The sequence below is a fragment of the Paraburkholderia denitrificans genome, assembly GCF_042655705.1.
Taxonomy (GTDB): domain Bacteria; phylum Pseudomonadota; class Gammaproteobacteria; order Burkholderiales; family Burkholderiaceae; genus Paraburkholderia; species Paraburkholderia denitrificans.
This window is the reverse complement of the sequence record NZ_JBHSMP010000013.1, coordinates 702,282-725,676: the sequence shown is the minus strand read 5'-3', so window position 1 is coordinate 725,676 and position 23,395 is coordinate 702,282. Positions and strand designations below refer to the sequence as shown.

23 protein-coding genes are annotated in these 23,395 nt (G+C 65.5%); 14 read left to right on the top strand and 9 right to left on the bottom strand.

Translation table 11 applies throughout. The features are described 5' to 3' along the window. A partial coding sequence (locus ACFPTO_RS12840) for a Rossmann-fold NAD(P)-binding domain-containing protein (protein WP_465262955.1) occupies positions 1-722 on the bottom strand: 722 nt, incomplete at its 3' end. Positions 723-1,062: 340 nt separating this feature from the next. Here ACFPTO_RS12840 and ACFPTO_RS12835 point away from each other — a divergent pair. The 3 genes from ACFPTO_RS12835 (at position 1,063) to ACFPTO_RS12825 (ending at position 4,620) form a co-directional block, all read left to right on the top strand. Beyond that, positions 1,063-1,602, top strand: a complete 540-nt coding sequence (locus ACFPTO_RS12835; RefSeq protein ID WP_377711703.1) for an NUDIX hydrolase — start codon at positions 1,063-1,065, stop codon at positions 1,600-1,602. Between the two features lie 14 nt (positions 1,603-1,616). Continuing rightward, positions 1,617-2,846 carry a tRNA 2-thiouridine(34) synthase MnmA gene (gene mnmA, locus ACFPTO_RS12830; protein WP_377711702.1) on the top strand — a complete coding sequence of 410 codons (1,230 nt, stop codon included), beginning with the start codon at positions 1,617-1,619 and terminating at the stop codon, positions 2,844-2,846. A 157-nt stretch (positions 2,847-3,003) separates the two neighbouring features. Beyond that, entirely contained in the window at positions 3,004-4,620 is a 1,617-nt protein-coding gene (locus ACFPTO_RS12825; RefSeq protein ID WP_377711701.1) for an FMN-binding glutamate synthase family protein, read from the top strand. A 116-nt stretch (positions 4,621-4,736) separates the two neighbouring features. On the opposite strand, the gene ACFPTO_RS12820 is transcribed toward ACFPTO_RS12825, so the two are convergent. Beyond that, on the bottom strand, positions 4,737-5,348 hold the full coding sequence (locus tag ACFPTO_RS12820) for a glutathione S-transferase (RefSeq protein WP_377711700.1): 612 nt from the start codon (positions 5,346-5,348) through the stop codon (positions 4,737-4,739). A 206-nt stretch (positions 5,349-5,554) separates the two neighbouring features. Here ACFPTO_RS12820 and ACFPTO_RS12815 point away from each other — a divergent pair, with 206 nt between their 5' ends. The 9 genes from ACFPTO_RS12815 to ACFPTO_RS12775 all read left to right on the top strand — a co-directional run bounded on the left by ACFPTO_RS12815 (position 5,555) and on the right by ACFPTO_RS12775 (position 15,301). Beyond that, on the top strand, positions 5,555-7,114 hold the full coding sequence (locus ACFPTO_RS12815; protein WP_377711699.1) for an aminopeptidase P N-terminal domain-containing protein: 1,560 nt from the start codon (positions 5,555-5,557) through the stop codon (positions 7,112-7,114). Between the two features lie 47 nt (positions 7,115-7,161). After that, positions 7,162-8,535 (top strand): UbiH/UbiF/VisC/COQ6 family ubiquinone biosynthesis hydroxylase, encoded by a 1,374-nt coding sequence (locus ACFPTO_RS12810; RefSeq protein WP_377711698.1) that lies wholly within the window; start codon positions 7,162-7,164, stop codon positions 8,533-8,535. A 324-nt stretch (positions 8,536-8,859) separates the two neighbouring features. Beyond that, the gene (gene dusB / locus ACFPTO_RS12805) at positions 8,860-9,948 is read left to right on the top strand and encodes a tRNA dihydrouridine synthase DusB (RefSeq protein WP_377711697.1); all 1,089 of its coding nucleotides are present in this window, start codon (positions 8,860-8,862) and stop codon (positions 9,946-9,948) included. Beyond that, positions 9,945-10,178: a Fis family transcriptional regulator gene (locus ACFPTO_RS12800; protein WP_293039737.1), complete on the top strand. Its 234-nt coding sequence runs from the start codon at positions 9,945-9,947 to the stop codon at positions 10,176-10,178. Before dusB ends, ACFPTO_RS12800 begins: the two co-directional genes overlap by 4 nt. A gap of 44 nt (positions 10,179-10,222) precedes the next feature. After that, positions 10,223-11,788: a bifunctional phosphoribosylaminoimidazolecarboxamide formyltransferase/IMP cyclohydrolase gene (purH, locus tag ACFPTO_RS12795; RefSeq protein ID WP_377711696.1), complete on the top strand. Its 1,566-nt coding sequence runs from the start codon at positions 10,223-10,225 to the stop codon at positions 11,786-11,788. Between the two features lie 175 nt (positions 11,789-11,963). Next, positions 11,964-12,506: a crossover junction endodeoxyribonuclease RuvC gene (gene ruvC, locus ACFPTO_RS12790; protein WP_377711695.1), complete on the top strand. Its 543-nt coding sequence runs from the start codon at positions 11,964-11,966 to the stop codon at positions 12,504-12,506. 64 nt (positions 12,507-12,570) lie between these two features. After that, positions 12,571-13,152 (top strand): Holliday junction branch migration protein RuvA, encoded by a 582-nt coding sequence (gene ruvA, locus ACFPTO_RS12785; RefSeq protein WP_377711694.1) that lies wholly within the window; start codon positions 12,571-12,573, stop codon positions 13,150-13,152. A gap of 75 nt (positions 13,153-13,227) precedes the next feature. Beyond that, on the top strand, positions 13,228-14,328 hold the full coding sequence (gene ruvB / locus ACFPTO_RS12780; RefSeq protein WP_377711693.1) for a Holliday junction branch migration DNA helicase RuvB: 1,101 nt from the start codon (positions 13,228-13,230) through the stop codon (positions 14,326-14,328). Between the two features lie 28 nt (positions 14,329-14,356). Beyond that, positions 14,357-15,301 (top strand): oxygenase MpaB family protein, encoded by a 945-nt coding sequence (locus tag ACFPTO_RS12775; protein ID WP_377711692.1) that lies wholly within the window; start codon positions 14,357-14,359, stop codon positions 15,299-15,301. 120 nt (positions 15,302-15,421) lie between these two features. On the opposite strand, the gene ACFPTO_RS12770 is transcribed toward ACFPTO_RS12775, so the two are convergent. The 4 genes from ACFPTO_RS12770 to tyrS form a co-directional block, all read right to left on the bottom strand. Next, positions 15,422-16,567, bottom strand: coding sequence for a branched-chain amino acid ABC transporter substrate-binding protein (locus ACFPTO_RS12770; RefSeq protein WP_377711691.1), 1,146 nt, complete (start codon positions 16,565-16,567; stop codon positions 15,422-15,424). A 336-nt stretch (positions 16,568-16,903) separates the two neighbouring features. Continuing rightward, positions 16,904-17,575, bottom strand: a complete 672-nt coding sequence (locus ACFPTO_RS12765) for a histidine phosphatase family protein (protein ID WP_377711690.1) — start codon at positions 17,573-17,575, stop codon at positions 16,904-16,906. A 58-nt stretch (positions 17,576-17,633) separates the two neighbouring features. Then, on the bottom strand, positions 17,634-18,092 hold the full coding sequence (gene dtd / locus ACFPTO_RS12760; RefSeq protein WP_377711689.1) for a D-aminoacyl-tRNA deacylase: 459 nt from the start codon (positions 18,090-18,092) through the stop codon (positions 17,634-17,636). A gap of 70 nt (positions 18,093-18,162) precedes the next feature. Further along, positions 18,163-19,404 (bottom strand): tyrosine--tRNA ligase, encoded by a 1,242-nt coding sequence (tyrS, locus tag ACFPTO_RS12755; RefSeq protein ID WP_377711688.1) that lies wholly within the window; start codon positions 19,402-19,404, stop codon positions 18,163-18,165. Positions 19,405-19,599: 195 nt separating this feature from the next. Here tyrS and ACFPTO_RS12750 point away from each other — a divergent pair, with 195 nt between their 5' ends. Continuing rightward, positions 19,600-20,754 carry an anhydro-N-acetylmuramic acid kinase gene (locus ACFPTO_RS12750; protein ID WP_377711687.1) on the top strand — a complete coding sequence of 385 codons (1,155 nt, stop codon included), beginning with the start codon at positions 19,600-19,602 and terminating at the stop codon, positions 20,752-20,754. Between the two features lie 109 nt (positions 20,755-20,863). Here the strand turns inward: ACFPTO_RS12750 and erpA are convergent, their stop codons facing one another. The 3 genes from erpA to rplM all read right to left on the bottom strand — a co-directional run bounded on the left by erpA (position 20,864) and on the right by rplM (position 22,289). After that, on the bottom strand, positions 20,864-21,229 hold the full coding sequence (erpA, locus tag ACFPTO_RS12745; RefSeq protein WP_377711686.1) for an iron-sulfur cluster insertion protein ErpA: 366 nt from the start codon (positions 21,227-21,229) through the stop codon (positions 20,864-20,866). A gap of 227 nt (positions 21,230-21,456) precedes the next feature. Beyond that, positions 21,457-21,849 carry a 30S ribosomal protein S9 gene (gene rpsI, locus ACFPTO_RS12740; RefSeq protein WP_293035550.1) on the bottom strand — a complete coding sequence of 131 codons (393 nt, stop codon included), beginning with the start codon at positions 21,847-21,849 and terminating at the stop codon, positions 21,457-21,459. Between the two features lie 11 nt (positions 21,850-21,860). Beyond that, on the bottom strand, positions 21,861-22,289 hold the full coding sequence (gene rplM / locus ACFPTO_RS12735) for a 50S ribosomal protein L13 (RefSeq protein WP_296652147.1): 429 nt from the start codon (positions 22,287-22,289) through the stop codon (positions 21,861-21,863). Positions 22,290-22,950: 661 nt separating this feature from the next. Between rplM and ACFPTO_RS12730 the strand changes: the two genes are divergently transcribed. Next, positions 22,951-23,373 carry an OsmC family protein gene (locus ACFPTO_RS12730; protein ID WP_377711685.1) on the top strand — a complete coding sequence of 141 codons (423 nt, stop codon included), beginning with the start codon at positions 22,951-22,953 and terminating at the stop codon, positions 23,371-23,373. The last annotated feature ends 22 nt before the right edge of the window (positions 23,374-23,395 follow it).

Genomic DNA, 23,395 nt, shown 5'->3' with positions numbered 1-23,395 from the left:
CGCGCGAGCCACGACGGCGGCATCGGCCGCGCGTAGCCGCCCACGCCCTGCGCCGCATCGCGTTCCTCGTCGGTTTCGAACGGCACGTCGAGAAACTTCGCGCCGAGCGATTCGATCTGCTCCTTCACGGCGGGACGCACGTCGGAAGCCTCGATCACGGCGCCCAGACGCCGCGCCGTGGCAATCGCCTGCAGGCCCGCCACACCCGCGCCGAGAATCAGCACGCGCGCGGCCTTGACGGTTCCGGCGGCGGTCATGAGCATCGGCACGAAGCGCGGATAGAGGTTCGACGCAACGAGCACGGCCTTGTAGCCCGCGATGTTGGCCTGCGACGACAGCACATCGAGGCTCTGCGCGCGCGTGACGCGCGGCGCGGCTTCGAGTGCGAACGCGGTCACGCCCGCCTCGGCGAGCTTCGCGGCGTTCTCTGCGTTAAAGGGATCGAGCATGCCGACCAGCACGGCGCCGCGCGTCATGAACGGCAACTCGCTGACCGTCGGCGACTGGACCTTCAGCACGAGCTCCGCGCCAAAGGCAGCAGCCGCGTCGGCAATCCGCGCGCCGGCCGCGACATAGGCTTCGTCGGGAAAGCTGGCGGGCAGGCCCGCGCCGCTCTGGATTGTCACGCTATGGCCCTGGGCGACGTATTTCTTGACTGTCTCCGGTGTCGCGGCCACGCGGCTTTCATTTGCCCGCGTTTCAGCGGGTACTCCGATACGCATCGTTGAATCCTCCTCGACCTTCCAACGCTATAAAGACTCGGGGGGCCGACGAAGTTCGCCGGCAAGTATTTTTTTCTAATGCGACGGCATAAGGACGCACCACTTTAACCGAAAGCCGGGGACGGATCATCCCCGTAATAAGCCTGTGTTGCATGCTTGCACGCTTATATGTCTGCATGCTTTCTTCACTTACATGTCTGCATGTTTTCTTCAGACAGGTGCATCGATTAACCGTCCGTCCGGCAGGCGATTACGGCCCCTGCCCGCACATCACACCCGATCACACCGGATCACGCCGCACGCCAGCAGCACCCGGCGTGTCCCGGTAAAATGGCGGACCATGAATGAGGACACCTGGGCTCCGCACGTTACCGTCGCGGCGATTATCGAGCGCGACGAGCGTTTTCTCGTCGTCGAAGAGCACACGCCAGCGGGGCTGCGGCTGAACCAGCCCGCCGGGCATCTGGAGGCGGGCGAAACGCTCGTCGAGGCCGTGGTGCGCGAAACACTCGAGGAAACCGCGTACGCGTTCACGCCATCGGCGCTCGTCGGCATCTACATGACCCACTTCGGCCAGCCCGGCGAAAGCGGCGCGACGTATCTGCGTTTTACGTACTGCGGCACGGTTGCGGATACACCACAGAATCGCGCGCTCGATCCCGATATCGTCCGCACGCTGTGGATGAGCGCCGACGAACTGCGCGCGGCAAGCGAGCGTCACCGCACGCCGCTCGTCATGAAGTGCATCGACGATTACCTCGCGGGCGTACGCGTGCCGCTCGATTTCGTGCATGTGCATGCGGTTGGTCCCAAAGCGGGCCCAAAAGTGGTGCAAAAAGCCGTTCCAAACGCGGATTCCAGTGCCGGTCCTCAAGGTTGAAGGCAACTTAAGAGATGAGCAAACGTAAGATCGTGGTAGGCATGTCGGGCGGCGTCGATTCGTCGGTGACGGCGTGGCTGCTCAAGGAGCAGGGGTTCGACGTCGTCGGTCTCTTCATGAAGAACTGGGAAGACGACGACGACGGCGAGTACTGCTCGACGCGCCAGGACTGGATCGACGTGGTGTCGGTGGCGGACCTGATCGGCATCGACGTCGAAGCAGTAAACTTCGCCGCCGAATACAAGGACCGCGTGTTCGCGGAGTTCCTGCGCGAATATTCCGCGGGCCGCACGCCGAACCCCGACGTGCTCTGCAACGCCGAAATCAAGTTCAAGGCGTTCCTCGATCACGCAATGTCGCTCGGCGCGGAAACGATCGCCACAGGCCACTACGCACGCGTGCGCGAGAACAATGGCCGCTTCGAATTGCTGAAGGCCTTCGATCACACGAAAGATCAGTCGTACTTCCTGCATCGCCTGAACCAGGCGCAGCTTTCGAAGACGATGTTCCCGCTCGGCGAAATCCCGAAGACGAAAGTGCGCGAGATCGCGGCGCAGATCGGCCTGCCGAACGCGAAGAAAAAGGACTCGACCGGCATCTGCTTCATCGGCGAGCGGCCGTTCCGCGACTTCCTGAACCGCTATCTGCCGACGCAGCCCGGCCCGATGATGACGCCCGACGGCAAGGTCGTCGGCGAGCATATCGGCCTGGCGTTCTACACGTTCGGGCAGCGCAAGGGCATTGGCCTCGGCGGCAGCAAGGACGGCAGTGGCGAGCCGTGGTTCGTCGCGGGCAAGGATATGGCGTCGAACACGCTCTACGTCGTGCAGGGTCACGATCATCCGTGGTTGCTCGCGCACGATCTGCGCGCGGGCAACGTGAGCTGGGTGGCGGGCGAAGCGCCAGCCGACGGCCACGCGTGCGGCGCGAAAACGCGCTATCGCCAGGCCGACGCGCGCTGCACGTTCGGCGTCGCGGCCGCATCGGGCGATGCATCCGCCGATGCCCGCTTCGCGCTGCATTTCCCCGACGCGCAATGGGCCGTCACGCCCGGCCAGTCGGCGGTGCTCTACGACGGCGACGTGTGCCTCGGCGGCGGGATCATCGAATCGGTCGAAACGCTCGCGCCGCACGTTCCCGATGTACCGCCGCCCGCGCCTGTTCGCGCGAAGCGTGCAAAGCGTGCGAAGACCACTACACAGAAAAAACCCGCGCTGACCAGCGGCGCAGCAAGCGAAGCTTAAACACTAGCGCGGCGTGCAGCGAGCCGCGCGTTCTCCCCTCTTCACCTCTCCTGCCTTGCCGGCTTCCCGGCCGGTTTCACGAACTTCCGGCATCATCGTCGCCTTCGCGCACGCCTCGTGCGGGCGCGCGCATCTGGTCAAGTTCGAGGAGCCTCCCATGTTTTCCCGACGTTATCTCGCGATGTGGGCCGCCGCGCTGCTCACGGCAGCGTGTGTCGCCCTGGCGACGCTGCATCACCTGTCGTGGCTCTACGCGATCGTGCCCGCGCTCGTTGTCGTGCTCGGTTTCTACGACATCAATCAGGAACGCCACGCCATCCTGCGCAACTATCCGGTCTGGGGTCATCTGCGTTTCTTCTTCGAGTTCGTGCGGCCCGAGATCCGCCAGTATTTCGTCGAAGACGATACCGACGAAAAGCCGTTCTCGCTCGCGCAGCGCAGCCTCGTCTATCAGCGCGCGAAAAACGCCGTCGACAGCCGCCCGTACGGCACCGAACGCGACGTCAAAGCCGCGGGCCACGAGTGGATCGGCCATTCGCTCGCACCGACGAAACTCGACGGCTGCGACTTTCGCGTGCTCGTCGGCGCGGATCGTGCACAGCCGTATTCGATGTCGATCTTCAATGTTTCGGCGATGAGCTTCGGCGCGCTCTCGGCGAACGCGATCCGCGCGCTCAACATGGGCGCGAAAAAAGGCGGCTTTGCCCACGATACGGGCGAAGGCTCGATGTCGAAGTATCACCGCGAGCATGGCGGCGACATCATCTGGGAAATCGGGTCGGGCTACTTCGGCTGCCGCAACGGCGACGGCACGTTCAACGCCGAAAAATTCCAGCGCCAGGCGAGCGAGCCGCAGGTGAAGATGATCGAGGTGAAGCTCTCGCAGGGCGCGAAACCCGGTCACGGCGGCGTGCTGCTCGCGGCCAAGGTCACGCCCGAAATCGCCGAGACGCGCGGTATTCCCGTGGGCCAGGACTGCGTCTCGCCCGCGCGCCATTCGGAATTCTCGACGCCGCGCGGCCTGCTCGAATTCGTCGAGCGCCTGCGCACACTCTCGGGCGGCAAGCCGACCGGCTTCAAGCTGTGCATCGGGCATCCGTGGGAATTCTTCGGCATCGCGAAAGCCATGCTCGAAACGGGCATCCTGCCCGACTTCATCGTCGTCGACGGCGCAGAGGGCGGCACGGGCGCGGCACCGCTCGAATTCACCGATCACGTCGGCACGCCGCTCCAGGAAGGGCTTCTGCTCGTGCACAACACGCTGGTCGGCATCGGGCTGCGCGAGAAGATCAGGATCGGCGCGAGCGGCAAGATCATCACGGCGTTCGATATCGCGAAGACACTCGCAACTGGCGCCGACTGGGTGAACTCCGCGCGCGGCTTCATGTTCGCGGTGGGCTGCATCCAGGCGCAGAAGTGCCACTCGGACCGCTGCCCGACCGGCGTCGCGACCCAGGACCCGGTGCGCCAGCGCGCGCTGAACGTGCCCGATAAAGGCGAGCGCGTGTTCAATTTCCACCACAACACGCTGCTCGCGCTCAAGGAGCTTATCCAGGCCGCGGGTCTAACGAGCCCCGACGATCTGTGCGCGCATCACATCGTGCGGCGCGTATCGTCGTACGAGGTGAGGCTGATGTCGGATCTGCTCAAATACCTGTCGCCCGGCGATCTGCTCGAAGGCCGCTATCGCTATCGCTTGTACGAAAAGTGGTGGCCGGCCGCGCGCAGCGACTCGTTTGCGCCCGAGGTGGAAACAATCGTCGCGCGGGTTTGAGATCTCCGCCTTGTCGCTGGAATGCGGCAAGGCGGAGCGAGATGGGCAAACTGCGCAAACGGCGGCGACACCGCAACATTCGCGCGGTCAGGTTGCAGTCAAGTCGCGGTCAGATATTAATCGCGCGGGAAAGTGTCGACGAACGAAGGGCGCTGCGAGAGCTTCTCGAAGTGGCGCGCAAGGTTCGGATGCGGGTCGCGCCAGTCGGGTTCGGGCGTGCGGAAGTCGAGATAGCCGAGCGTGCAGCCCATGGCGATATCGGCGAGCGTGTAGCGATTGCCCGCGCACCAGGCGTTGCCCGCGAGTCCTTTGCTCATCGCATTCAGGCCTTCGTGAATCTTGCGCTGCTGGCGCGCGACCCACGTCTCGCTGCGCTCTTCCGGCTTGCGCGCAAGCGTTTCGAGGCGGATCGCCACGGCGGCGTCGAGAATGCCGTCGGCAAGCGCCTCCCAGCAACGCACTTCGAGGCGCTCGCGCCCCGATGGCGGAATCAGCTTGCCGACCGGCGAGAGCGTGTCGGCGTATTCGCAGATCACGCGCGAATCGAATACCGCCTCGCCGTCCTCCATCACGAGACACGGTACCTTGCCGAGCGGGTTGAACTGGTGGATCGCCGAGTCGGCGGACCACACGTCTTCGAGCACCAGCTTGTAGTCGATTTTCTTTTCGGCGAGCATGATCCGCGCCTTGCGCACGAACGGGCTGCCGAGCGAACCGATAAGTTTCATCGCACCTGCCTTTTCGGGAATCCGGCGGAAGTATACGTTGGATACGTTGGAATGACGACTTGCGGACGCGGCATGCCGCGCCCGGCTGCCATTATCCGACAGCCGATGTGGGCCGGATGCAACATCGGCGCGGCGCCTGCGGGCCGCGCCGCACGCCCCGGCGTGCGCGGCTTGCGGCGCGCTCGCGTGCGCTGCGCCTTCACCGGATGGAACGCTACAATCGCACGATGGACCCGACCCCCACGCCCGCCGCTCCGCTCCCCGTCCCGCCCGCCGACGCGCACGCCGACGCGCACACCAACGCGCCCGCCGATGTGCATGCCAATGTGCACGCACCCCGCGGCCCCGATGGCGGCGCCGCGCTCTACCGCGCGCGCCGCGAGCGCGTGCTCGCCGCGATGCGCGCGCGCGGCGGCGGCCTCGCGTTCGTGCAGACGGCGCCGGAAGCCATGCGCAACCGCGACGCCGACTACCCCTATCGGCACGACAGCTACTTCTACTACCTGACCGGCTTCACGGAGCCCGAGGCGCTGCTCGTGCTCGACGCCGACGCGGGCGAGAACCAGCCCGCGTCGATCCTGTTCTGCCGCGCGAAGAACGTCGAGCGCGAGACGTGGGAAGGCTATCGCTTCGGCCCGGATGGCGCGCGCGAGGCATTCGGCCTGGACGCCGCATTCGCATTCGACGAACTCGACACGCGCATGCCGCGGCTCATCGCGAACCGGTCGGCGCTGCACTATGCGCTCGCCGCTTCGGAGCGCATCGATGCGCAGGTCAAGCGCTGGATCGACGCCGTGCGCGCGCAAGGGCGCAGCGGCGTGACCGCGCCGCGCGCGGCCCACGATCTGGTGCCGCTGCTCGACGACATGCGCGTGTTCAAGGATGCCCACGAACTCGACACGATGCGGCGCGCAGCGAAAATTTCGGCGCTCGCGCACCGCCGCGCGATGGCCGTGTGCCGTCCGGGCATGCGCGAATACGAACTCGAAGCCGAGCTGCTCTACACGTTCCGCAAGCACGGCGCGACGGGTCCGGCCTACGGTTCGATCGTCGCGGCGGGCGCGAACGCGTGCGTGCTGCACTACCCGGCCGGCAACGCGGTCATGCGCGCGGGCGACCTGATCCTGATCGACGCTGCGTGCGAACTGAACGGCTACGCCTCGGACATCACGCGCACGTTCCCGGCGAGCGGGCACTACACGGCTGCGCAGCGCGAGCTTTACGACATCGTGCTCGCGGCGCAGCAGGCCGCCATCGATGCGACGCGCGCCGGTGTGAACTTCGAGGCGCCGCATGACGCGGCCGTGCGTGTAATCGCGCAAGGGCTGCTCGACACGGGCATCCTCGATCGGCAGCGCTTTGCGAGCGTCGACGACGTGATCGCCGAGCGCGCCTACGCGCGCTTCTACATGCATCGCACCGGGCACTGGATCGGCATGGACGTGCATGATGCGGGTGATTACCGTGAAAGAAGCGGGGAAAGCAGCAGCAAAAACAGCGCCGAACAAAACGCCCAGGCAAGCGCGGCGCAAACCGATATCGCGCCGCCGTGGCGCACGCTGCGGCCAGGCATGACGCTCACGATCGAACCCGGCCTTTATGTGCGCGCGGCCGAGGACGTGCCCGAGCGCTACTGGGACATCGGCATCCGCATCGAGGACGACGCGATCGTCACCGAAACAGGCTGCGAACTCATCACGCGCGACGTGCCGGTCGAGGCCGGCGAAATCGAAGCGCTGATGCAGGACGCGCGCAAGCACGGATAAAACCGCATCGCCCAGCAACAAGAACCGATCGAACCAGTCGAACCGCCATGAACCGAGTCTCAGCCACGCCCGACGCCACGTCCCCCGCTACCGCCAACGCCACCGCCAACGCCACCGCCAACGCCACCGCCAACGCCGCCGCCAACGCCACCGCCAACGCCGCCGCCAACGCCAACGCCGCCGCCCCGTTCGACTACGACGTCACGATCGTCGGCGCCGGGCCGGTCGGCATGGCGCTCGCGGGCTGGCTCACGCGGCGCAGCGCGACATCCGCGCTGAAGGTCGCGCTGATCGACGCGCGCGAGCCCGAGGACAGCATCGGCGACCCGCGCGCCATCGCCATTTCGCAGGGCAGCCGCACGCTGCTCGAATCGCTCGCGTGGCCGCACGACGCCAGCACCATCGAACGCATCCACGTCTCGCAGCGCGGCCACTTCGGACGCACGCTCATCGACCGCCACGACTACCGTCTGCCCGCGCTCGGCTACGTCGCGCGCTACGGCGCGATCGTGCAGTCGCTCGCGCAGGCGGTGCGCGCAACGCCGGTCCACTGGCTGCATCTGACGAAGGCGCTCGAACCGGCTATCGATCACGATGGCGTGACGCTGCCGATCCTGTGCGCGGGCGTCGCGCGCCGCGTGCGCACGCGCGTCCTCGTGAATGCCGAAGGCGGTCTGTTCCGGCCGCCCTCGGAGCGCGCCGTGCACGGCGATCCGGAGGCGGGCGCGACCGCCGCGAAGGAAGCTGCGGCGCAAGCCAAGGGCGAAACGAAGCGCCAGCGCGACTACGGCCAGACGGCGCTGGTGGGCGTCGTGACCGTCTCGGCACCGCAGCCGCACGTGGCGTGGGAGCGTTTCACGAACGAAGGCCCGATCGCCCTTCTGCCGATGGGCGGCGTGCGCAACGCGGACTACGCGCTCGTGTGGTGCTGCTCGCCCGACGAATCGGCGCGGCGCGCACAATTGTCGGACGCGGATTTCCTCGCGGAACTCGGTGCTGTGTTCGGCACGCGCATGGGCCGCTTCACACGAATCCACGGGCGCGCGGGCTTTCCGCTCGGCCTGAACGCGCTCGATACGCTCGTCACGGGCCAGGGCCGCATCGCGGCGGTGGGCAACGCGGCGCAGACGCTGCATCCGGTCGCGGGCCAGGGGCTGAATCTGGGTCTGCGCGACGCGCACGCGCTGACTGAAGCCCTCGCGCAATACGGGCCGACGCCGCTCGCGCTCGCCACCTTCTCGCGCCAGCGCGCCGTCGACCGCCGCATGACGATCGGCGCGACGGATACGCTCGCGCGAATTTTCACCGTCGATTTCGGGCCATTGGCGGCGCTGCGCGGCCTTGCGCTCACCGCGCTCGAATTCGTGCCGCCCGTCAAGGCGGCGCTCGCCCGGCAGATGATGTTCGGCCAGCGGATCTGAGCCGCGCGGCTTGCTTGCGGCGTATGCGGCGTACGCGGACAAAGCCGTCATGGGGTCGAATTGCTTTTCCCAAACGCCATTGCAAACGCACGATGCGCGGCGCTGCAATACCGGTACGCAAGCCGCGCGCACGACAACGCCCGCCAGGCACACGGACGGCGCGGAGTCAACGCCCCGAACGGCCTGGCGCGACCGCGCTGGTCGCTTAAGCTAAAATACGCGTTTCCCCCATTTTTTCCCGGCCGTAGCCGCGCCAGGGTCCGAACCACCGGAAACACCGGATTCATCGGAACCATTGCGCGGCGGCGGCTTCGCCCGCGCTTCATGCTCACGATCGGCCGTCACACTCTGCGCAACAACCTGTTCGTCGCCCCGATGGCGGGCGTCACGGACAGGCCGTTTCGTCAGCTGTGCAAGCGTCTCGGCGCGGGCTACGCCGTGTCGGAGATGGTCGCGTCGAACGCGCAGCTCTGGAAGAGCGAAAAGACCCTGCGGCGCGCGAACCACACGGGCGAGGTCGAGCCGATCGCCGTGCAGATCGCCGGGGCCGATCCGGCCATGATGGCCGAAGCCGCACGCTACAACGTCGCGAACGGCGCGCAGATCATCGACATCAACATGGGCTGCCCGGCCAAGAAGGTGTGCAACGTGGCGGCGGGCTCGGCGCTCCTGCAAAACGAGCCGCTCGTCGCGCGCATCGTGAAAGCCGTGGTGGATGCGGTGGGCACCGGCCCCGACGCCGTGCCCGTCACGCTCAAGATCCGCACGGGCTGGGACCGGCAAAACCGCAACGCGCTGGCCATCGCGCGCATCGCTGAGGATTGCGGCATCTCGATGCTGACCGTGCACGGGCGCACGCGCGCCGACCTCTATCACGGTGAAGCGGAGTACGAAACGATTGCCGCGGTGAAAGCCGCTGCGCGCATCCCGGTCGTCGCCAACGGCGACATCGCGACGCCGCAGCGCGCGCGCGACGTGCTCGCGGCAACCGGCGCCGACGCCATCATGATCGGGCGCGCCGCGCAGGGCCGCCCGTGGCTCTTTCGCGAGATCGGCCATTTCTTCGCGACCGGCGAGCTGCTGCCGCCGCCGTTCGTCGAAGAAATCCAGTCGATCATGAACGAGCATCTGGAGGATCACTACGCGTTTTACGGCGAGTATGCGGGCGTTCGCACTGCACGCAAGCATATCGGCTGGTACACTCGCGGCCTTTGCGGCGCCAACGCGTTCCGGCACCGTATGAATACGCTGGACACCACGCGCGAACAACTCCTCGCCGTCAACCGGTTCTTCGAAGAACAAAAGGCGCGCTCGGACCGTCTCGTCTACGAAGTCGAAGAAGGCAACGAAGACGGCGAAGGCAGCGAAGCCCCGGTTGGCGAGGGCGAATCAACCGATCGACTGGCAGCATGAGCAAGCACAACATCGAACAATGCGTCCGCGAGAGCCTCGACATGTATTTCCAGGATCTCGACGGCTCCAACCCGCACGACGTGTATGAAATGGTGATTTCGATCGTCGAAAAACCGATGCTCGAGGTGGTGCTCGAGCAAACCGGCGGCAATCAGTCGCTGGCCGCCGAGTATCTCGGCATTAACCGAAACACGCTGCGCAAGAAGCTTCAGCAGCACGGCCTGCTGTAGCGCCTCGCGCGGCACCCTCGATCCTTCCGGCTCCCTCCCCCATCATGATCAAGCAAGCGCTCATCTCCGTTTCCGACAAGTCGGGCATCGTCGACTTCGCGAAGTCGCTTTCCTCGCTCGGCGTCAAGATCCTGTCGACTGGCGGCACTGCGAAACTGCTGGCCGAAGCAGGCCTCCCCGTCACCGAGGTCGCCGACTACACCGGCTTCCCGGAAATGCTCGACGGCCGCGTGAAAACGCTGCACCCGAAGGTTCACGGCGGCATCCTCGCGCGCCGCGACCTGCCCGAGCACATGGCCGCGCTTGCGAAGCACGACATCCCCACCATCGATCTGCTCGTGGTGAACCTCTATCCGTTCGTCCAGACCGTTGCGAAGGAAGAGTGCACGCTGGAAGACGCGATCGAGAATATCGACATCGGCGGCCCGACGATGCTGCGCTCGGCGGCGAAGAATCACCGCGACGTGACCGTCGTGGTCGATCCCGCCGACTACGCGGGCGTGCTCGATGAAATGCGCGCAAGCGGCAACACCGTGAGCTACGCAACGAACTTCCGCCTCGCGACCAAGGTGTTCGCGCACACAGCGCAGTACGACGGCGCGATCACGAACTACCTCACGAGCCTGACCGAAGCGCTCGAGCACCGCTCGCGCAATACGTATCCGGCTGTGCTGAACCTCGCGTTCGACAAGGTGCAGGACCTGCGCTACGGCGAAAATCCGCACCAGAGCGCCGCGTTCTACCGCGACCTCGCCGCCCCCGCCGGTGCGCTCTCGAACTACACGCAGCTGCAGGGCAAGGAGCTGTCGTACAACAACATCGCCGATTCGGACGCGGCATGGGAATGCGTGAAGACGTTCAGCACGCCCGCCTGCGTGATCGTCAAGCATGCGAATCCGTGCGGCGTGGCCGTGGGCGCCGATGCTCACGAAGCGTACGCGAAGGCGTTCCAGACCGATCCGACCTCGGCGTTCGGCGGCATCATCGCGTTCAACCGCGAAGTCGATGAAGCGGCAGCGCAGGCCGTCAGCAAGCAGTTCGTCGAAGTGCTGATCGCGCCGTCGTTCACGAGCGCCGCGAAGGCCGTGTTTGCCGCGAAGCAGAACGTGCGTCTGCTGGAAATCGCGCTCGGTGAAGGCCACAACGCATTCGATCTGAAGCGCGTGGGCGGCGGCCTGCTCGTTCAGTCGCTCGACGCGAAGAACGTGCAGCCGCACGAACTGCGCGTCGTGACGAAGCGCCACCCGACGCCGAAGGAAATGGACGACCTGCTGTTCGCCTGGCGCGTCGCGAAGTTCGTGAAGTCGAATGCGATCGTGTTCTGCGCGAACGGCATGACGATGGGCGTGGGCGCGGGCCAGATGAGCCGCGTGGACTCGGCGCGCATCGCGAGCATCAAGGCGCAGAACGCGGGCCTCGCGCTCACGGGAACGGCCGTGGCGTCCGACGCGTTCTTCCCGTTCCGCGACGGCCTCGACGTCGTCGTGGCCGCGGGCGCGACCTGCGTGATCCAGCCGGGCGGCTCGATGCGCGACGACGAAGTGATCGCCGCCGCCGACGAGCACAACATCGCCATGGTGGTGACGGGCGTCCGCCACTTCCGTCACTAAGCTTCACCAGGGCGTTCAGGTGCGGCGCTTTGGGCAACGCGCGCCGCACCGTCAAAAGCCTGCCGGACTGCACTGAACTGCACGTCCTGCGGGCTTTTTTGTGCGCCAGATCCGCTCGCAGCGGCGCCGCCGTTCGTTGTACCATCGCAGGCACATTCGTTTTTCCCCGGTCTTCATGAGAATCATCGGCATCGACCCCGGCTTGCGCGTCACCGGCTTCGGCGTGATCGAGCGTCACGGCCATCGGCTCACGTACGTCGCGAGCGGCGTAATCCGCACGGGCGACGCCGATCTGCCCACGCGCCTCGGCACGATCTACGAAGGGGTTTCCACGCTGATCCGCCAGCACGCACCCGACCATGCCGCGATCGAAAAGGTGTTCGTCAACGTCAATCCGCAGTCGACGCTGCTGCTCGGCCAGGCGCGCGGCGCAGCAATCTGCGGGCTCGTGACGGGCGGCGTGCCGGTCGCCGAATACACCGCGCTGCAACTCAAGAAGGCGGTCGTGGGCTACGGTCGCGCGACCAAGGAGCAGATGCAGCAGATGGTCGTGCGCCTGCTCGACCTCTCGGGCACGCCGGGCACCGATGCCGCCGACGCACTCGGCATGGCCATCTGCCACGCGCATGGCGGCGATGCGCTCGCGGCGCTCGGCACACTCGCGCCTGCGCTCGCGAAGAAGGGCATGCGCGTGCGGCGCGGGCGGTTGATCGGCTAACTGCGCGGCTAACTGCGCTGCGCGCTCCGCTACACTCACGCTTTCTCCCATCACTGAATCCGCCATGATCGGTCGCATTGCCGGCGTCCTGCTGGAAAAGAATCCGCCGCACCTGCTCGTCGACTGCAACGGTGTCGGCTACGAAATCGACGTGCCCATGAGCACGTTCTACAACCTGCCCGGCACCGGCGAAAGGATCGTGCTGCTCACGCAGATGATCGTGCGCGAAGACGCCCATCTGCTCTACGGCTTCGGCACGCCGCAGGAGCGCTCGACGTTTCGCGAACTGCTCAAGATCACGGGCATCGGCGCACGCATGGCGCTTGCGGTGCTCTCGGGCATGAGCGTCCACGAGCTTGCGCAGGCAGTGACGCTGCAGGACGCGGCGCGCCTTACGCGCGTGCCCGGCATCGGCAAGAAGACCGCCGAACGTCTGCTGCTCGAACTCAAGGGCAAGCTCGGCGCGGATCTCGGTGCGATGGCCTCGGCGGCTTCGCCGTCCGATCACGCCAGCGACATCCTCAACGCGCTGCTCGCGCTCGGCTATTCGGAAAAGGAAGCGCTCGCTGCGATCAAGAACGTTCCGGCGGGCACCGGCGTGTCCGAGGGGATCAAGCTCGCGCTGAAGGTGCTGTCGAAGGCATAACGGCAGCGCCCGTAGCGTGCCGCGGAGCGCCAGGCACGGCCCGCCCGCGCACGCCTTGCGCTGTACAATCGCTGCATGATCGAAACCGACAAACTCGCCGCCAATCGTGCCAATGCCGGTGCCAATGCCGGCGCCAGCGCCGAACGCGTAATCGCCGCCACGCCGGCCTCGCCCAACGAGGAGGCGTTCGAGCGCGCGCTGCGGCCACGTCACCTCGACGAATACGTCGGCCAGGAAAAGGTGCGCGGCCAGCTCGAGATCTTCATCGAAGCCGCGAAGCGCCGCGCCGAACCGCTCGACCACGTGCTGCTGTTCGGGCCGCCGGGGCTCGGCAAGACCACGCTCGCGCACATCATCGCGCGTGAAATGGGGGTCAATCTGCGGCAGACCTCGGGCCCGGTGCTCGAACGCGCGGGCGATCTCGCCGCCTTGCTCACGAACCTCGAACCGAACGATGTGCTCTTCATCGACGAAATTCACCGGCTCTCGCCGGTCGTCGAGGAAATCCTCTACCCGGCGCTCGAGGACTATCAGATCGACATCATGATCGGCGAAGGACCGGCCGCGCGCAGCGTGAAGCTCGACCTTCAGCCGTTCACGCTGGTCGGCGCGACCACGCGCGCGGGCATGCTCACGAACCCGCTGCGCGACCGCTTCGGCATCGTGTCGAGGCTGGAGTTCTACAACGCCAGCGAACTCTCCCGCATCGTGCAGCGTTCCGCATCGCTGCTCGGCGCGCACATCCATCCCGACGGCGCACTCGAAATCGCACGGCGCTCGCGCGGCACGCCGCGTATCGCGAACCGGCTGCTGCGGCGCGTGCGCGACTTCGCCGAGGTGAAGGCCGACGGCTCCATCACCGCAAGCGTCGCCGATGCCGCGCTCAAGATGCTCGACGTCGATCCGGTCGGCTTCGACCTCATGGACCGCAAGCTGCTCGAAGCGATCCTGCACAAGTTCGACGGCGGGCCGGTCGGCGTCGACAACCTGGCTGCGGCGATCGGCGAAGAACGCGACACGATCGAAGACGTGCTGGAGCCGTACCTGATCCAGCAGGGCTATCTGCAGCGCACGCCGCGCGGCCGCGTCGCGACGCAGCTCACCTACCGCCACTTCGGGCTCATCGCCCCGGATGCAGCAGCCTCGGGCGGCCTCTGGGATCCGGGCGCATCCTGATGCGCGACCGGGTTCAAGTGAATTCGCGATGTCCGAACAACACGCCGGCCGCCGCCACGACGCCCCCAAGCCGACCAGCCTGACCGGCCTGCTCGCGCAACGCGTGCGCATGGCGCTCGCCGACAGCGTGACGCACCTCACCTCGGGCGGCGGGCCGAAACTCGATTACTCGTCGCCGCCGGGCGATCCTGGCCTCTTCGGCCCCGACGCCGTGTGCTGGAAGGTGCACGCCGATTTCGCGTCGATGATGACGGGCGGCATCAGCGCGCTGCTGCTGCAGGCGCTCCATCCGCTCGCGCTCGCGGGCGTCTGGGATCACTCGACGTTCCGCGACGACATTCTCGGCCGGCTACGCCGCACCGCGACCTTCATCTCCGGCACGACCTACGGCAACCGCGCCGACGCGCTCGCGCTGATCGAACGCGTGAAGCGGATCCACGAAAACGTGAAAGGCACGGCGCCGGACGGTCGCCCATACAGCGCGAGCGACCCTGTGCTGCTGACATGGGTGCATGTGGCCGAAGTGTCGAGCTTTCTGGCGGCGCATCTGCGCTACGTGAACCCTGCGCTGCCAGTCGCGGAGCAGGACCGGTATTACGCGGAGACGTCGCGCATCGCGCAACTCCTCGGCGCGACCGACGTACCCGCATCGCGCGCCGGGATAGAAGCGTACCTGCACGCAATGGAACCCGAACTCGTGGCCAGCGACCGCACGCGCGAAGTCGTGCGCGTGCTCATGAACGCGCCCGCCCCGCGACCGTCCATGCGTCTGGCGGGCGCGCTGATTCGACAGGCCGGTATCGACCTCTTGCCGCCGTTCGCACAGCAACTGCTCGGCTTCGACCGCTTCGCGCGCGTGCGCCACGTACTCGTGCAGCCCGGCATGCGCACGCTCGCGCCCGTGATGCGCTGGGCGCTCGTCAACGGCGTGTCGAAGCGTGCACGGCGGCGGGCGGCCCAGCCGCCGCACTGACGCTGGTAACTAACGCCGGCAACTCACGCCAGCGGGCATCGCCCAAAACAGAACGGCCAACCCGCAGAGCGCGGGTTGGCCGTTTCTTCGTGCCTGTCGCGCCTTACGGCGCGCGGCGAATTACATCTTCACCACGTCGAGCAGCGTCTTCTTGCCTGCCTTGTAGTTGTACAGCGAGATCACGCCGTGCTTGAGGTCGCCCTTCGAATCGAACGTCGTTTCGCCGATCACGCCCTTGTAGTCGGTCGTCGGGATCGCTGCGAGGATCTTCGCTGCATCGGTCGAATTCGCACGCTTCATCGCGTCGACGATGATGTACACCGTGTCATACGTGAACGGTGCATCGAATTCGATCGCGTGGCCGAAGCGCTTCGCGTACTTCGCCGAAAACGCCGCGCCGCCGTCCATGCGTTCGAGCGCCATGCCGGCCTGCGAGCACACGACGTTGTCGGCCGCCGCGCCCGCGAGATTCGCGAGGCTTTCCGTGCAGACGCCGTCGCCCGCGAGGATCTTCGCGCGCAGGCCCAGTTGCTTCGCCTGCTTGGCGAACGGGCCGCCGGTGGCGTCCATGCCGCCGAACATGATCGCGTCGGGGTTCTCGCCCTTGACCTTCGTGAGAATCGCGCGGAAGTCGACGGCCTTGTCGTTCGTCGCATCATGCGACAGCACCTTGATGCCGCGCGCCTTGGCGGTCTTCTCGAACTCGTTCGCGAGGCCCTGGCCGTAAGCGGTCGAGTCGTCGATCACCGCGACGGTCTTCACGTTCAGCGCCGTGCCTGCGTAGTTGGCCAGTGCCGGACCTTGCTGCGCGTCGGTCGCGACGACGCGGAAGGTCGTCTTGAAACCTTGCTGCGTGTAGGCCGGGTTGGTCGCCGACGGCGAGATCTGCACGATGCCTGCATCGCTGTAGATCTTCGAAGCCGGAATCGAAGCGCCCGAGTTCAGGTGGCCGATCACGGCAACGACCTTGTCGTCGACGAGCTTCTGCGCCACCTGGGTCGCCTGGCGCGGGTCGGCCCCGTCGTCCTGGCCGTCAAGCTGCAGCGTGATCTTCTGGCCGCCAATGGTGAGACCCTTCGCGTTGATCTCTTCGATAGCGAGACGCGCGCCGTTTTCATTGTCCTTGCCGAGGTGGGCCGAGCCGCCGGTGAGCGGGCCGACGTGGCCGATCTTCACGATCTGGTCGGCGGATGCGTAGGCGGACATCGTCGCGAGTGCAACGACTGCGGCGCTGACAGGCAGCAGCTTGTGAAACTTGAACGTCATTGAAATCTCCTGCGTTTTTTCTGGAACCAACTTTCATGTAGCCCTTTGCGCGCCGCGGCACGACACGCGCGCGTCCTCTTCAACGCGCGGCCGGCCCGCGAAACCGCTGGTAAAGCGGCGTCGCAGCGCCCAAAGGCCGCAGCGGCGCAAAGGTGGGAAGAATGGTATCAGCCAATTCCGGTTTCGGGTTGGCGATTAGAAAGGGGACGCAAGAAAGAGGTGAGAGGGCTTGATGCCGATAACGAGATCGGCATCGCACGCGACGACGGCGCTTATGCCCGATGCGTGAGGCTTACGGGGTACCGGCGGTACGGGGCGGCACGGGTCAAGGCCCGGTTAGATCGCGCGCCTGAAGCCGTCGTCGGCGCTCGCGCCGCCCAGATGCGCGACATCGGCCCAGGCCACGACGCGTGCCTGCGTGACATAGCCATCGGTTTCGAAATCGACGACGTTCACGCTCGTATTGAGAAGCGGCCAGTTGCGCGGCGCATCGAGCGGCAGGCCCTGCGCAAAGCGATGGACGCAGTCGAGCACGCCGCCATGCGTGACAACCGCGATACGTCCGTCCGGGTGCGCGGCGATCAGCGGTTCGAGCGCGTGCAGCACGCGATGGTAGAACGCGCGCTGCGATTCGCCCTCGGGCGGCGTGAAGCCCGGGTCGCGCGTTTGCCAGTGTGCGTACTCGTCGGGAAAGCGCGCGGCGATCTCGTCGCTGTCGTGGCCCTGGAACGCGCCGTAGTGCCGTTCGCGCAATCCCGGCGCCAGTTGCACCGGCAGATGCAGCGCCTGTGCTAGCGGCTGCGCGGTTTGCTGCGCGCGCATCAGGTCGCTGCACCAGACCGCATCGAGCCGCGCTCCGGCTTGCGCCTCGGCGGCGATGCGCACGGCGAGCTGCTGCGCCTGCTCGATACCGCTGTTCGCGAGCGGAATGTCGATGTGCCCCTGGATACGCTTGATGCGGTTCCAGTCGGTTTCGCCGTGTCGGATGAAGAGGATTTGCGTGGTCATGGAGCGGCGCGCGCGGTGAAGGGCCAAAGCCAGGGGAAACCGGAAAAACCGGGAAAACTCAGTTGCAGACTTGCAGCCAGAAGGTCACCGGGCCATCGTTGACGAGCGACACTTGCATGTCGGCGCCGAATTCGCCCGTCTCGACGACCGGATGCTTCGCACGCGCCGCGGCGACGAAGTATTCGAACAGCCGGCGCCCTTCCTCGGGCGGCGCGGCGGGCGTGAAGCTCGGGCGCAGGCCGCTGTTGGTGTCGGCGGCAAGCGTGAACTGCGAGACGAGCAGCAGGCCACCCGCCGTGCCGTTGCCGTCGATGTTCTGCACCGGAAGATTCATCTTGCCGGCCGCATCGCTGAACACGCGGTAGCCGAGCAGCTTCGCGAGCAGCTTGTCAGCTTGAGCCTCGGTGTCGCCGCGCTCGGCGCAGACAAGCGCGAGCAGCCCCTGGCCGATCGAGCCTGTCACGCGCTCGTCGACGCGCACGTCGGCGCGGCGCACGCGCTGGATCAGGGCAATCATCGCGCGCGCTCCCGCTGGTGCGCGCGGTCCGTGCGGCCCGCGTGGCCCATCGGTTGCGGGTGCAACATCATCACGCGGTCAGCGTCACGCGTGCGAAACGGCGCTTGCCCACCTGCACGACGAACTCGCCCGCCTCGACCTTCAGGCCCTTGTCGGACACGGTCGCACCGTCGATCTTCACGCCGCCCTGCTCGATGTTGCGCAGCGCTTCGCTCGTCGACGGCACGAGGCCCGCCTGCTTGAGCAACTGGCCGATCGCGAGCGGCGCACCGGCGAGCGTCACCGAAGGAATGTCGTCGGGCACGCCGCCCTTCGCGCGGTGATTGAAGTCTTCGAGCGCATGCTCGGCATCCGCCTGCGAGTGAAAACGCGCAACGATTTCCTGCGCAAGCATCACCTTGAAGTCGCGCGGATTGCGCCCTTCCCCGGCTTCGCGGCGGAACCCTTCGATTTCGCTCATCGGACGGAACGACAGCAGCTCGAAGTAGCGCCACATGAGCACGTCGGAGATGCTCATGAGCTTGCCGAACATGTCGTTGGGCTTCTCGCTGATGCCGATGTAATTGTTCTTCGACTTCGACATCTTTTCGACGCCGTCGAGGCCTTCGAGCAGCGGCATCGTGAGAATGCACTGCTGCTCCTGGCCGTACTGCTTTTGCAGTTCGCGGCCGACGAGCAGGTTGAACTTCTGGTCGGTGCCGCCGAGTTCGAGGTCGGCGTTGAGCGCAACCGAGTCGTAGCCCTGCATCAGCGGGTACAGGAACTCGTGGATCGAGATCGGCACGCCGTTCTGGAAGCGCTTGGTGAAGTCTTCGCGTTCGAGGATACGCGCAACGGTGTAGCGCGAAGCGAGCTTGATCATGCCGTCGGCGCCGAGCGGCATCGACCATTCGCTGTTGTAGCGGATCTCGGTCTTGTCGCGGTCGAGCACGAGCGCGGCCTGTTCGAAGTAGGTCTTCGCGTTCGATTCGATCTGCTCGCGCGTGAGCGGCGGACGCGTCGCGTTGCGGCCCGACGGGTCGCCGATCAGCGAGGTGAAGTCGCCGATCAGGAAGATCACGGTGTGACCGAGATCCTGCAACTGACGCATCTTGTTGAGCACCACGGTGTGGCCGATGTGGATATCGGGCGCCGTGGGATCGAGACCGAGCTTGATGCGCAGAGGCTTGCCGGTGGCGGCGCTCTTCGCGAGTTTCTGCAGGAATTCTTCTTCGATCAGCAGTTCATCCACGCCGCGCTTCGTGACGGCGAGCGCGTGACGAACCTCGTCGGTGACCGGAAAGGCGGGGGTATTCGGGGACTCGGTGCTCATGCTTCGATCGTAAAGTCAGGTGTAGAGCGCGATTTTACGTGATTCGAGCGACGTCCCCGATGTTTCAGCGCCTGCGCCCTGTTAAAAGCTTCGTCCGGGTTGTCGCCCGGGTTATCGCCTTGTCTTACGTGCAAGCGCCAATGCGCCGATAATCGACGCCACGAAACGGACATCGCAATCAACGAGGAGCACGACGTGGGACTACGCGATGCGCGAAAAGAAAGCGCAAACCCCGCAGATGGCGTGTATTTCGGCCTGATGTCGGGCACGAGCATGGATGGCGTGGACGGCGTCGCCGTGCGCTTCGAGCAGGGCAAGCGGCCGGTCGTGCTGGCCGAGGCGTTCGTTGCCTTCGCCCACAATTTGCGCGAGGCGCTCTTTTCGCTGCAACAGCCGGGCGAAAATGAAATCGAGCGTGAGGCGCTGGCCGGCAACGCACTCGCGGCGCGCTACGCCGTGTGCTGCCACGAATTGCTGCGCGCGGGCAATCTCGCCGCCGACGACGTCCGCGCGATCGGCGCACATGGACAAACGGTGCGGCACCGCCCCGAAAAAGGCTACACGGTGCAGATCCAGAATCCGGCGCTGCTCGCCGAACTGACGCATATCGACGTGATCGCCGATTTCCGCCGCCGCGATGTCGCCTCCGGCGGCCAGGGCGCGCCGCTCGTGCCCGCGTTTCACGCGACGGTGTTCGGTTCGGGCGAAGACACGCGCGTCGTCTGCAATCTGGGGGGAATCAGCAACATCACGATTTTGCCGGCGACGGGTGAAGTGCGCGGCTTCGATTGCGGCCCGGCGAACGCGCTGCTCGATCTGTGGGCGGAGCGCCATCTCGGCAAGCCCTACGACGATAACGGCCACTTCTCCGCAAGCGGCGCCGTGCGCCAGCCGCTGCTGGACGCGTTGCTCGACGAACCGTACTTCGCGCAGCAGCCGCCGAAAAGCACGGGGCGCGATCTGTTCAACGCGCCGTGGCTCGATGCGAAGCTCAAGGGCTTCGAGGCGCTCGCTCCCGCCGACGTGCAAGCGACGCTCGTCGCGCTGACCGCCGTGAGCGTGGCGCGCGAGATCGAACGTCACGCTGCCGACTGCCGCGCCGTGTACGTATGCGGTGGCGGCGCACGCAATCCGGTGCTGATGGCGGCGCTGCAAAGCGCGTTGGAGACGGTCGGCGCGAACGGCGTGCAGGTCGCGACGACCGATGCGCTCGGCGTGCCGCCGCATCAGGTGGAGCCGCTCGCGTTTGCGTGGCTCGCAATGCGCTGTCTCGCGCGCGAACCCGGCAATCTCGCTTCCGTGACGGGCGCCGCGGGCGAACGCGTGCTCGGTGCGATTTATCCGCGCTGATCGCCAGCGCGCACGCAGCTACGTCGATACGCCGATACGCGGCACAAATAAAAACGGGGCTTGATGCCCCGTTTTTCATGCAGTGACGCTTTCGCTGTGACGCTTTCGTTCAGACAGAAAACGACGAGCCGCAACCACAGCTGGTGTTCGCGTTCGGGTTCTTGATGACGAATTGCGCGCCGTTCAGATCGTCCTTGTAGTCGATCTCGGCGCCGACGAGGTATTGATAGCTCATCGAATCGATCAGCAGCTGGACGCCGTTCTTGTTCATGACGGTGTCGTCGTCGTTGATTGCTTCGTCGAACGTGAAGCCATACTGGAAGCCCGAGCAGCCGCCGCCCTGCACGAATACGCGCAACTTCAGCTCCGGGTTTCCTTCTTCGTCGATCAGTTGCTTGACCTTGTCAGCCGCCGCGTCGGTGAAAACGAAGGGACCGGGCATTTCGGTCACGGGGGTTTCGGTGACAGCGCTCATTCGAACTCTCCAAAAAGGCTTTAACCGCTATTGTAGGGCTGTTCCCAATATCGTGCTTAAGCCCACAGAGTCAAGAGGCCCTCTCCTTAAAACGCACGCCAAACACGCACAAAACACGCACGGCGGCCCTGCGCGGTGGCCCAGAAAGCGAAAAAGCCGCCGGCGCATGACGCACTGGCGGCTTTTTGTAGCAGCAACGCTGCGCGAGGCGCGCAACGCCCAAGCGATTAACGCTTCGAGAACTGCTTGCGACGGCGTGCCTTGTGGAAGCCGACCTTCTTACGCTCGACTTCACGTGCGTCACGCGTGACGAACCCTGCGGTCGACAGAGCCGGCTTGAGGGTCGCATCGTAGTCGATCAGCGCGCGGGTGATGCCGTGGCGAACTGCGCCGGCCTGGCCGGTTTCGCCGCCGCCGGTCACGTTGACCTTGATGTCGAACGTCTGGCCGTGGTTCGTGAGTTCCAGCGGTTGACGCACGATCATCAGCGAGGTTTCGCGCGAGAAATAGTCGGCGATGGGCTTGCCGTTGACGACGATCTCGCCCTTGCCCGACTTGATGAAGACACGAGCGACGGCGCTCTTGCGGCGGCCCGTACCGTAGTTCCAGTTACCGATCATGTGGGCTCCCCTTAGATCTCGAGCGCCTTCGGCTGTTGAGCCGAGTGCGGATGCGTTGCGTCGGCGTAGACCTTCAGCTTCTTGATCATCGCGTAGCCGAGCGGACCCTTCGGCAGCATGCCCTTGACCGCCTTCTCGAGCGCGCGGCCCGGGAAGCGTTCCTGCATTTTGCCAAACGTCGTTTCATAGATGCCGCCCGGGTAGCCCGAGTGACGGTAGTACTTCTTGTCGGTGGTCTTGTTGCCCGTGACCTTCAGCTTGCCGGCGTTGATGACGATGATGAAATCGCCGGTGTCGACGTGCGGGGTGAACTCAGGCTTATGCTTGCCGCGAAGACGGCGTGCCACTTCGCTGGCGACACGGCCGAGAACCTTATCCGTCGCGTCAATCACGTACCATTCGCGCGTCACCTCATGGGCTTTTGCGGAAAACGTCTTCATGATCGATCCAAAAAATATGCTGTGCCCTGATTTGGTCCTGCTTGTGTGGTGACGCTCGTTGGCGTCGGCGCAGGCTCTCCCTGTTTCTCCCCGTGGGCATGAATGCGGGAAACCTTGGATTATAAAGGGAAAATTATCCGGACGTCAAAATATGTGCGCCTGAACGGGATGCAGCGCGGAATACGGCGTCGGCTCAGGCAGAACGCGTGGGCGAAGAGCCTGGGTAAAAGCGCCAAGGCGAAAAAAAACCCGAACGCGATGTTCGGGCTTAATCCACCTTTTGAGGAGGGTGGAGGAGACATGCTGAGGTGTCATCGAGGACGACAACCAATGGGCTGAATTATACGGGTCAACCCTAAGCGGCGCAAGGAAAACCGCATTGCAAAATATAACACCATAATGCGGAATGAAATACCAGCTGCTGCGCACTCATGATTTAATTAAGAATCATGCACTTACATCAGTTCAGGCCGTACATGACATGCCGATGTCGGCGATAAGCCCCTAACGCTTCCAGGGGAATCCAGCAGACTCTCAGGATTTCGCGCCGCCCTGATCTGTCAGACCGCGCACGCCGCCGCCCGCATGCAGCCCCGGGCGAGCGCACGGCGTGCGGGCTACAATTCCGTCTGAATCGAAGATACTGGTCGGAGGCACGCGCATGGAATGCAAAGTGAGCTGGATGGGAGGGGATGGCATGGCGTTCGCAGCCGCGACGGGCAGCGGCCACCTCGTCAACATGGACGGCGCGCCGGACGGCGGCGGCCACAACCTGGCGCCGCGTCCGATGGAAATGCTGCTGGTCGGCGCAGGCGGCTGCACGGCCTACGACGTGGTCCTGATCCTGAAGCGGAGCCGCCAGGAAGTCAGCGGTTGCAACGTGACGCTCAAGGCCGAGCGTGCGAATGAAGACCCGAAGGTCTTCACGAAGATCCACTTTCACTTCACCGTGACGGGGAAGAACCTGAATCCGGCGACGGTCGAGCGTGCGGTCAAGCTGTCGCACGACAAGTACTGCTCGGCGTCGATCATGCTCAGCAAAACGGCCGAAATCACGCACACGTTCGAAATCGTCGAGGCCTGAGTGGCCGTGCGCTCGCGAGCGC

Excerpts from the sequence above, each read along its gene's own strand:
- ACFPTO_RS12770 (WP_377711691.1), bottom strand. The coding sequence starts at position 16,567 with ATGACGTTCAAGTTTCACAAGCTGCTGCCTGTCAGCGCCGCAGTCGTT.
- rplM (WP_296652147.1), bottom strand. The coding sequence starts at position 22,289 with ATGAAGACGTTTTCCGCAAAAGCCCATGAGGTGACGCGCGAATGGTAC.
- ACFPTO_RS12815 (WP_377711699.1), top strand. The coding sequence starts at position 5,555 with ATGGAACGCTACAATCGCACGATGGACCCGACCCCCACGCCCGCCGCT.
- ACFPTO_RS12800 (WP_293039737.1), top strand. The coding sequence starts at position 9,945 with ATGAGCAAGCACAACATCGAACAATGCGTCCGCGAGAGCCTCGACATG.
- dusB (WP_377711697.1), top strand. The coding sequence starts at position 8,860 with ATGCTCACGATCGGCCGTCACACTCTGCGCAACAACCTGTTCGTCGCC.
- ACFPTO_RS12775 (WP_377711692.1), top strand. The coding sequence starts at position 14,357 with ATGTCCGAACAACACGCCGGCCGCCGCCACGACGCCCCCAAGCCGACC.
- ACFPTO_RS12730 (WP_377711685.1), top strand. The coding sequence starts at position 22,951 with ATGGAATGCAAAGTGAGCTGGATGGGAGGGGATGGCATGGCGTTCGCA.
- ACFPTO_RS12820 (WP_377711700.1), bottom strand. The coding sequence starts at position 5,348 with ATGAAACTTATCGGTTCGCTCGGCAGCCCGTTCGTGCGCAAGGCGCGG.
- ACFPTO_RS12835 (WP_377711703.1), top strand. The coding sequence starts at position 1,063 with ATGAATGAGGACACCTGGGCTCCGCACGTTACCGTCGCGGCGATTATC.
- dtd (WP_377711689.1), bottom strand. The coding sequence starts at position 18,092 with ATGATTGCCCTGATCCAGCGCGTGCGCCGCGCCGACGTGCGCGTCGAC.
- ruvB (WP_377711693.1), top strand. The coding sequence starts at position 13,228 with ATGATCGAAACCGACAAACTCGCCGCCAATCGTGCCAATGCCGGTGCC.
- ACFPTO_RS12825 (WP_377711701.1), top strand. The coding sequence starts at position 3,004 with ATGTTTTCCCGACGTTATCTCGCGATGTGGGCCGCCGCGCTGCTCACG.
- rpsI (WP_293035550.1), bottom strand. The coding sequence starts at position 21,849 with ATGATCGGTAACTGGAACTACGGTACGGGCCGCCGCAAGAGCGCCGTC.
- tyrS (WP_377711688.1), bottom strand. The coding sequence starts at position 19,404 with ATGAGCACCGAGTCCCCGAATACCCCCGCCTTTCCGGTCACCGACGAG.
- erpA (WP_377711686.1), bottom strand. The coding sequence starts at position 21,229 with ATGAGCGCTGTCACCGAAACCCCCGTGACCGAAATGCCCGGTCCCTTC.
- ruvA (WP_377711694.1), top strand. The coding sequence starts at position 12,571 with ATGATCGGTCGCATTGCCGGCGTCCTGCTGGAAAAGAATCCGCCGCAC.
- ruvC (WP_377711695.1), top strand. The coding sequence starts at position 11,964 with ATGAGAATCATCGGCATCGACCCCGGCTTGCGCGTCACCGGCTTCGGC.
- ACFPTO_RS12810 (WP_377711698.1), top strand. The coding sequence starts at position 7,162 with ATGAACCGAGTCTCAGCCACGCCCGACGCCACGTCCCCCGCTACCGCC.
- ACFPTO_RS12765 (WP_377711690.1), bottom strand. The coding sequence starts at position 17,575 with ATGACCACGCAAATCCTCTTCATCCGACACGGCGAAACCGACTGGAAC.
- purH (WP_377711696.1), top strand. The coding sequence starts at position 10,223 with ATGATCAAGCAAGCGCTCATCTCCGTTTCCGACAAGTCGGGCATCGTC.
- mnmA (WP_377711702.1), top strand. The coding sequence starts at position 1,617 with ATGAGCAAACGTAAGATCGTGGTAGGCATGTCGGGCGGCGTCGATTCG.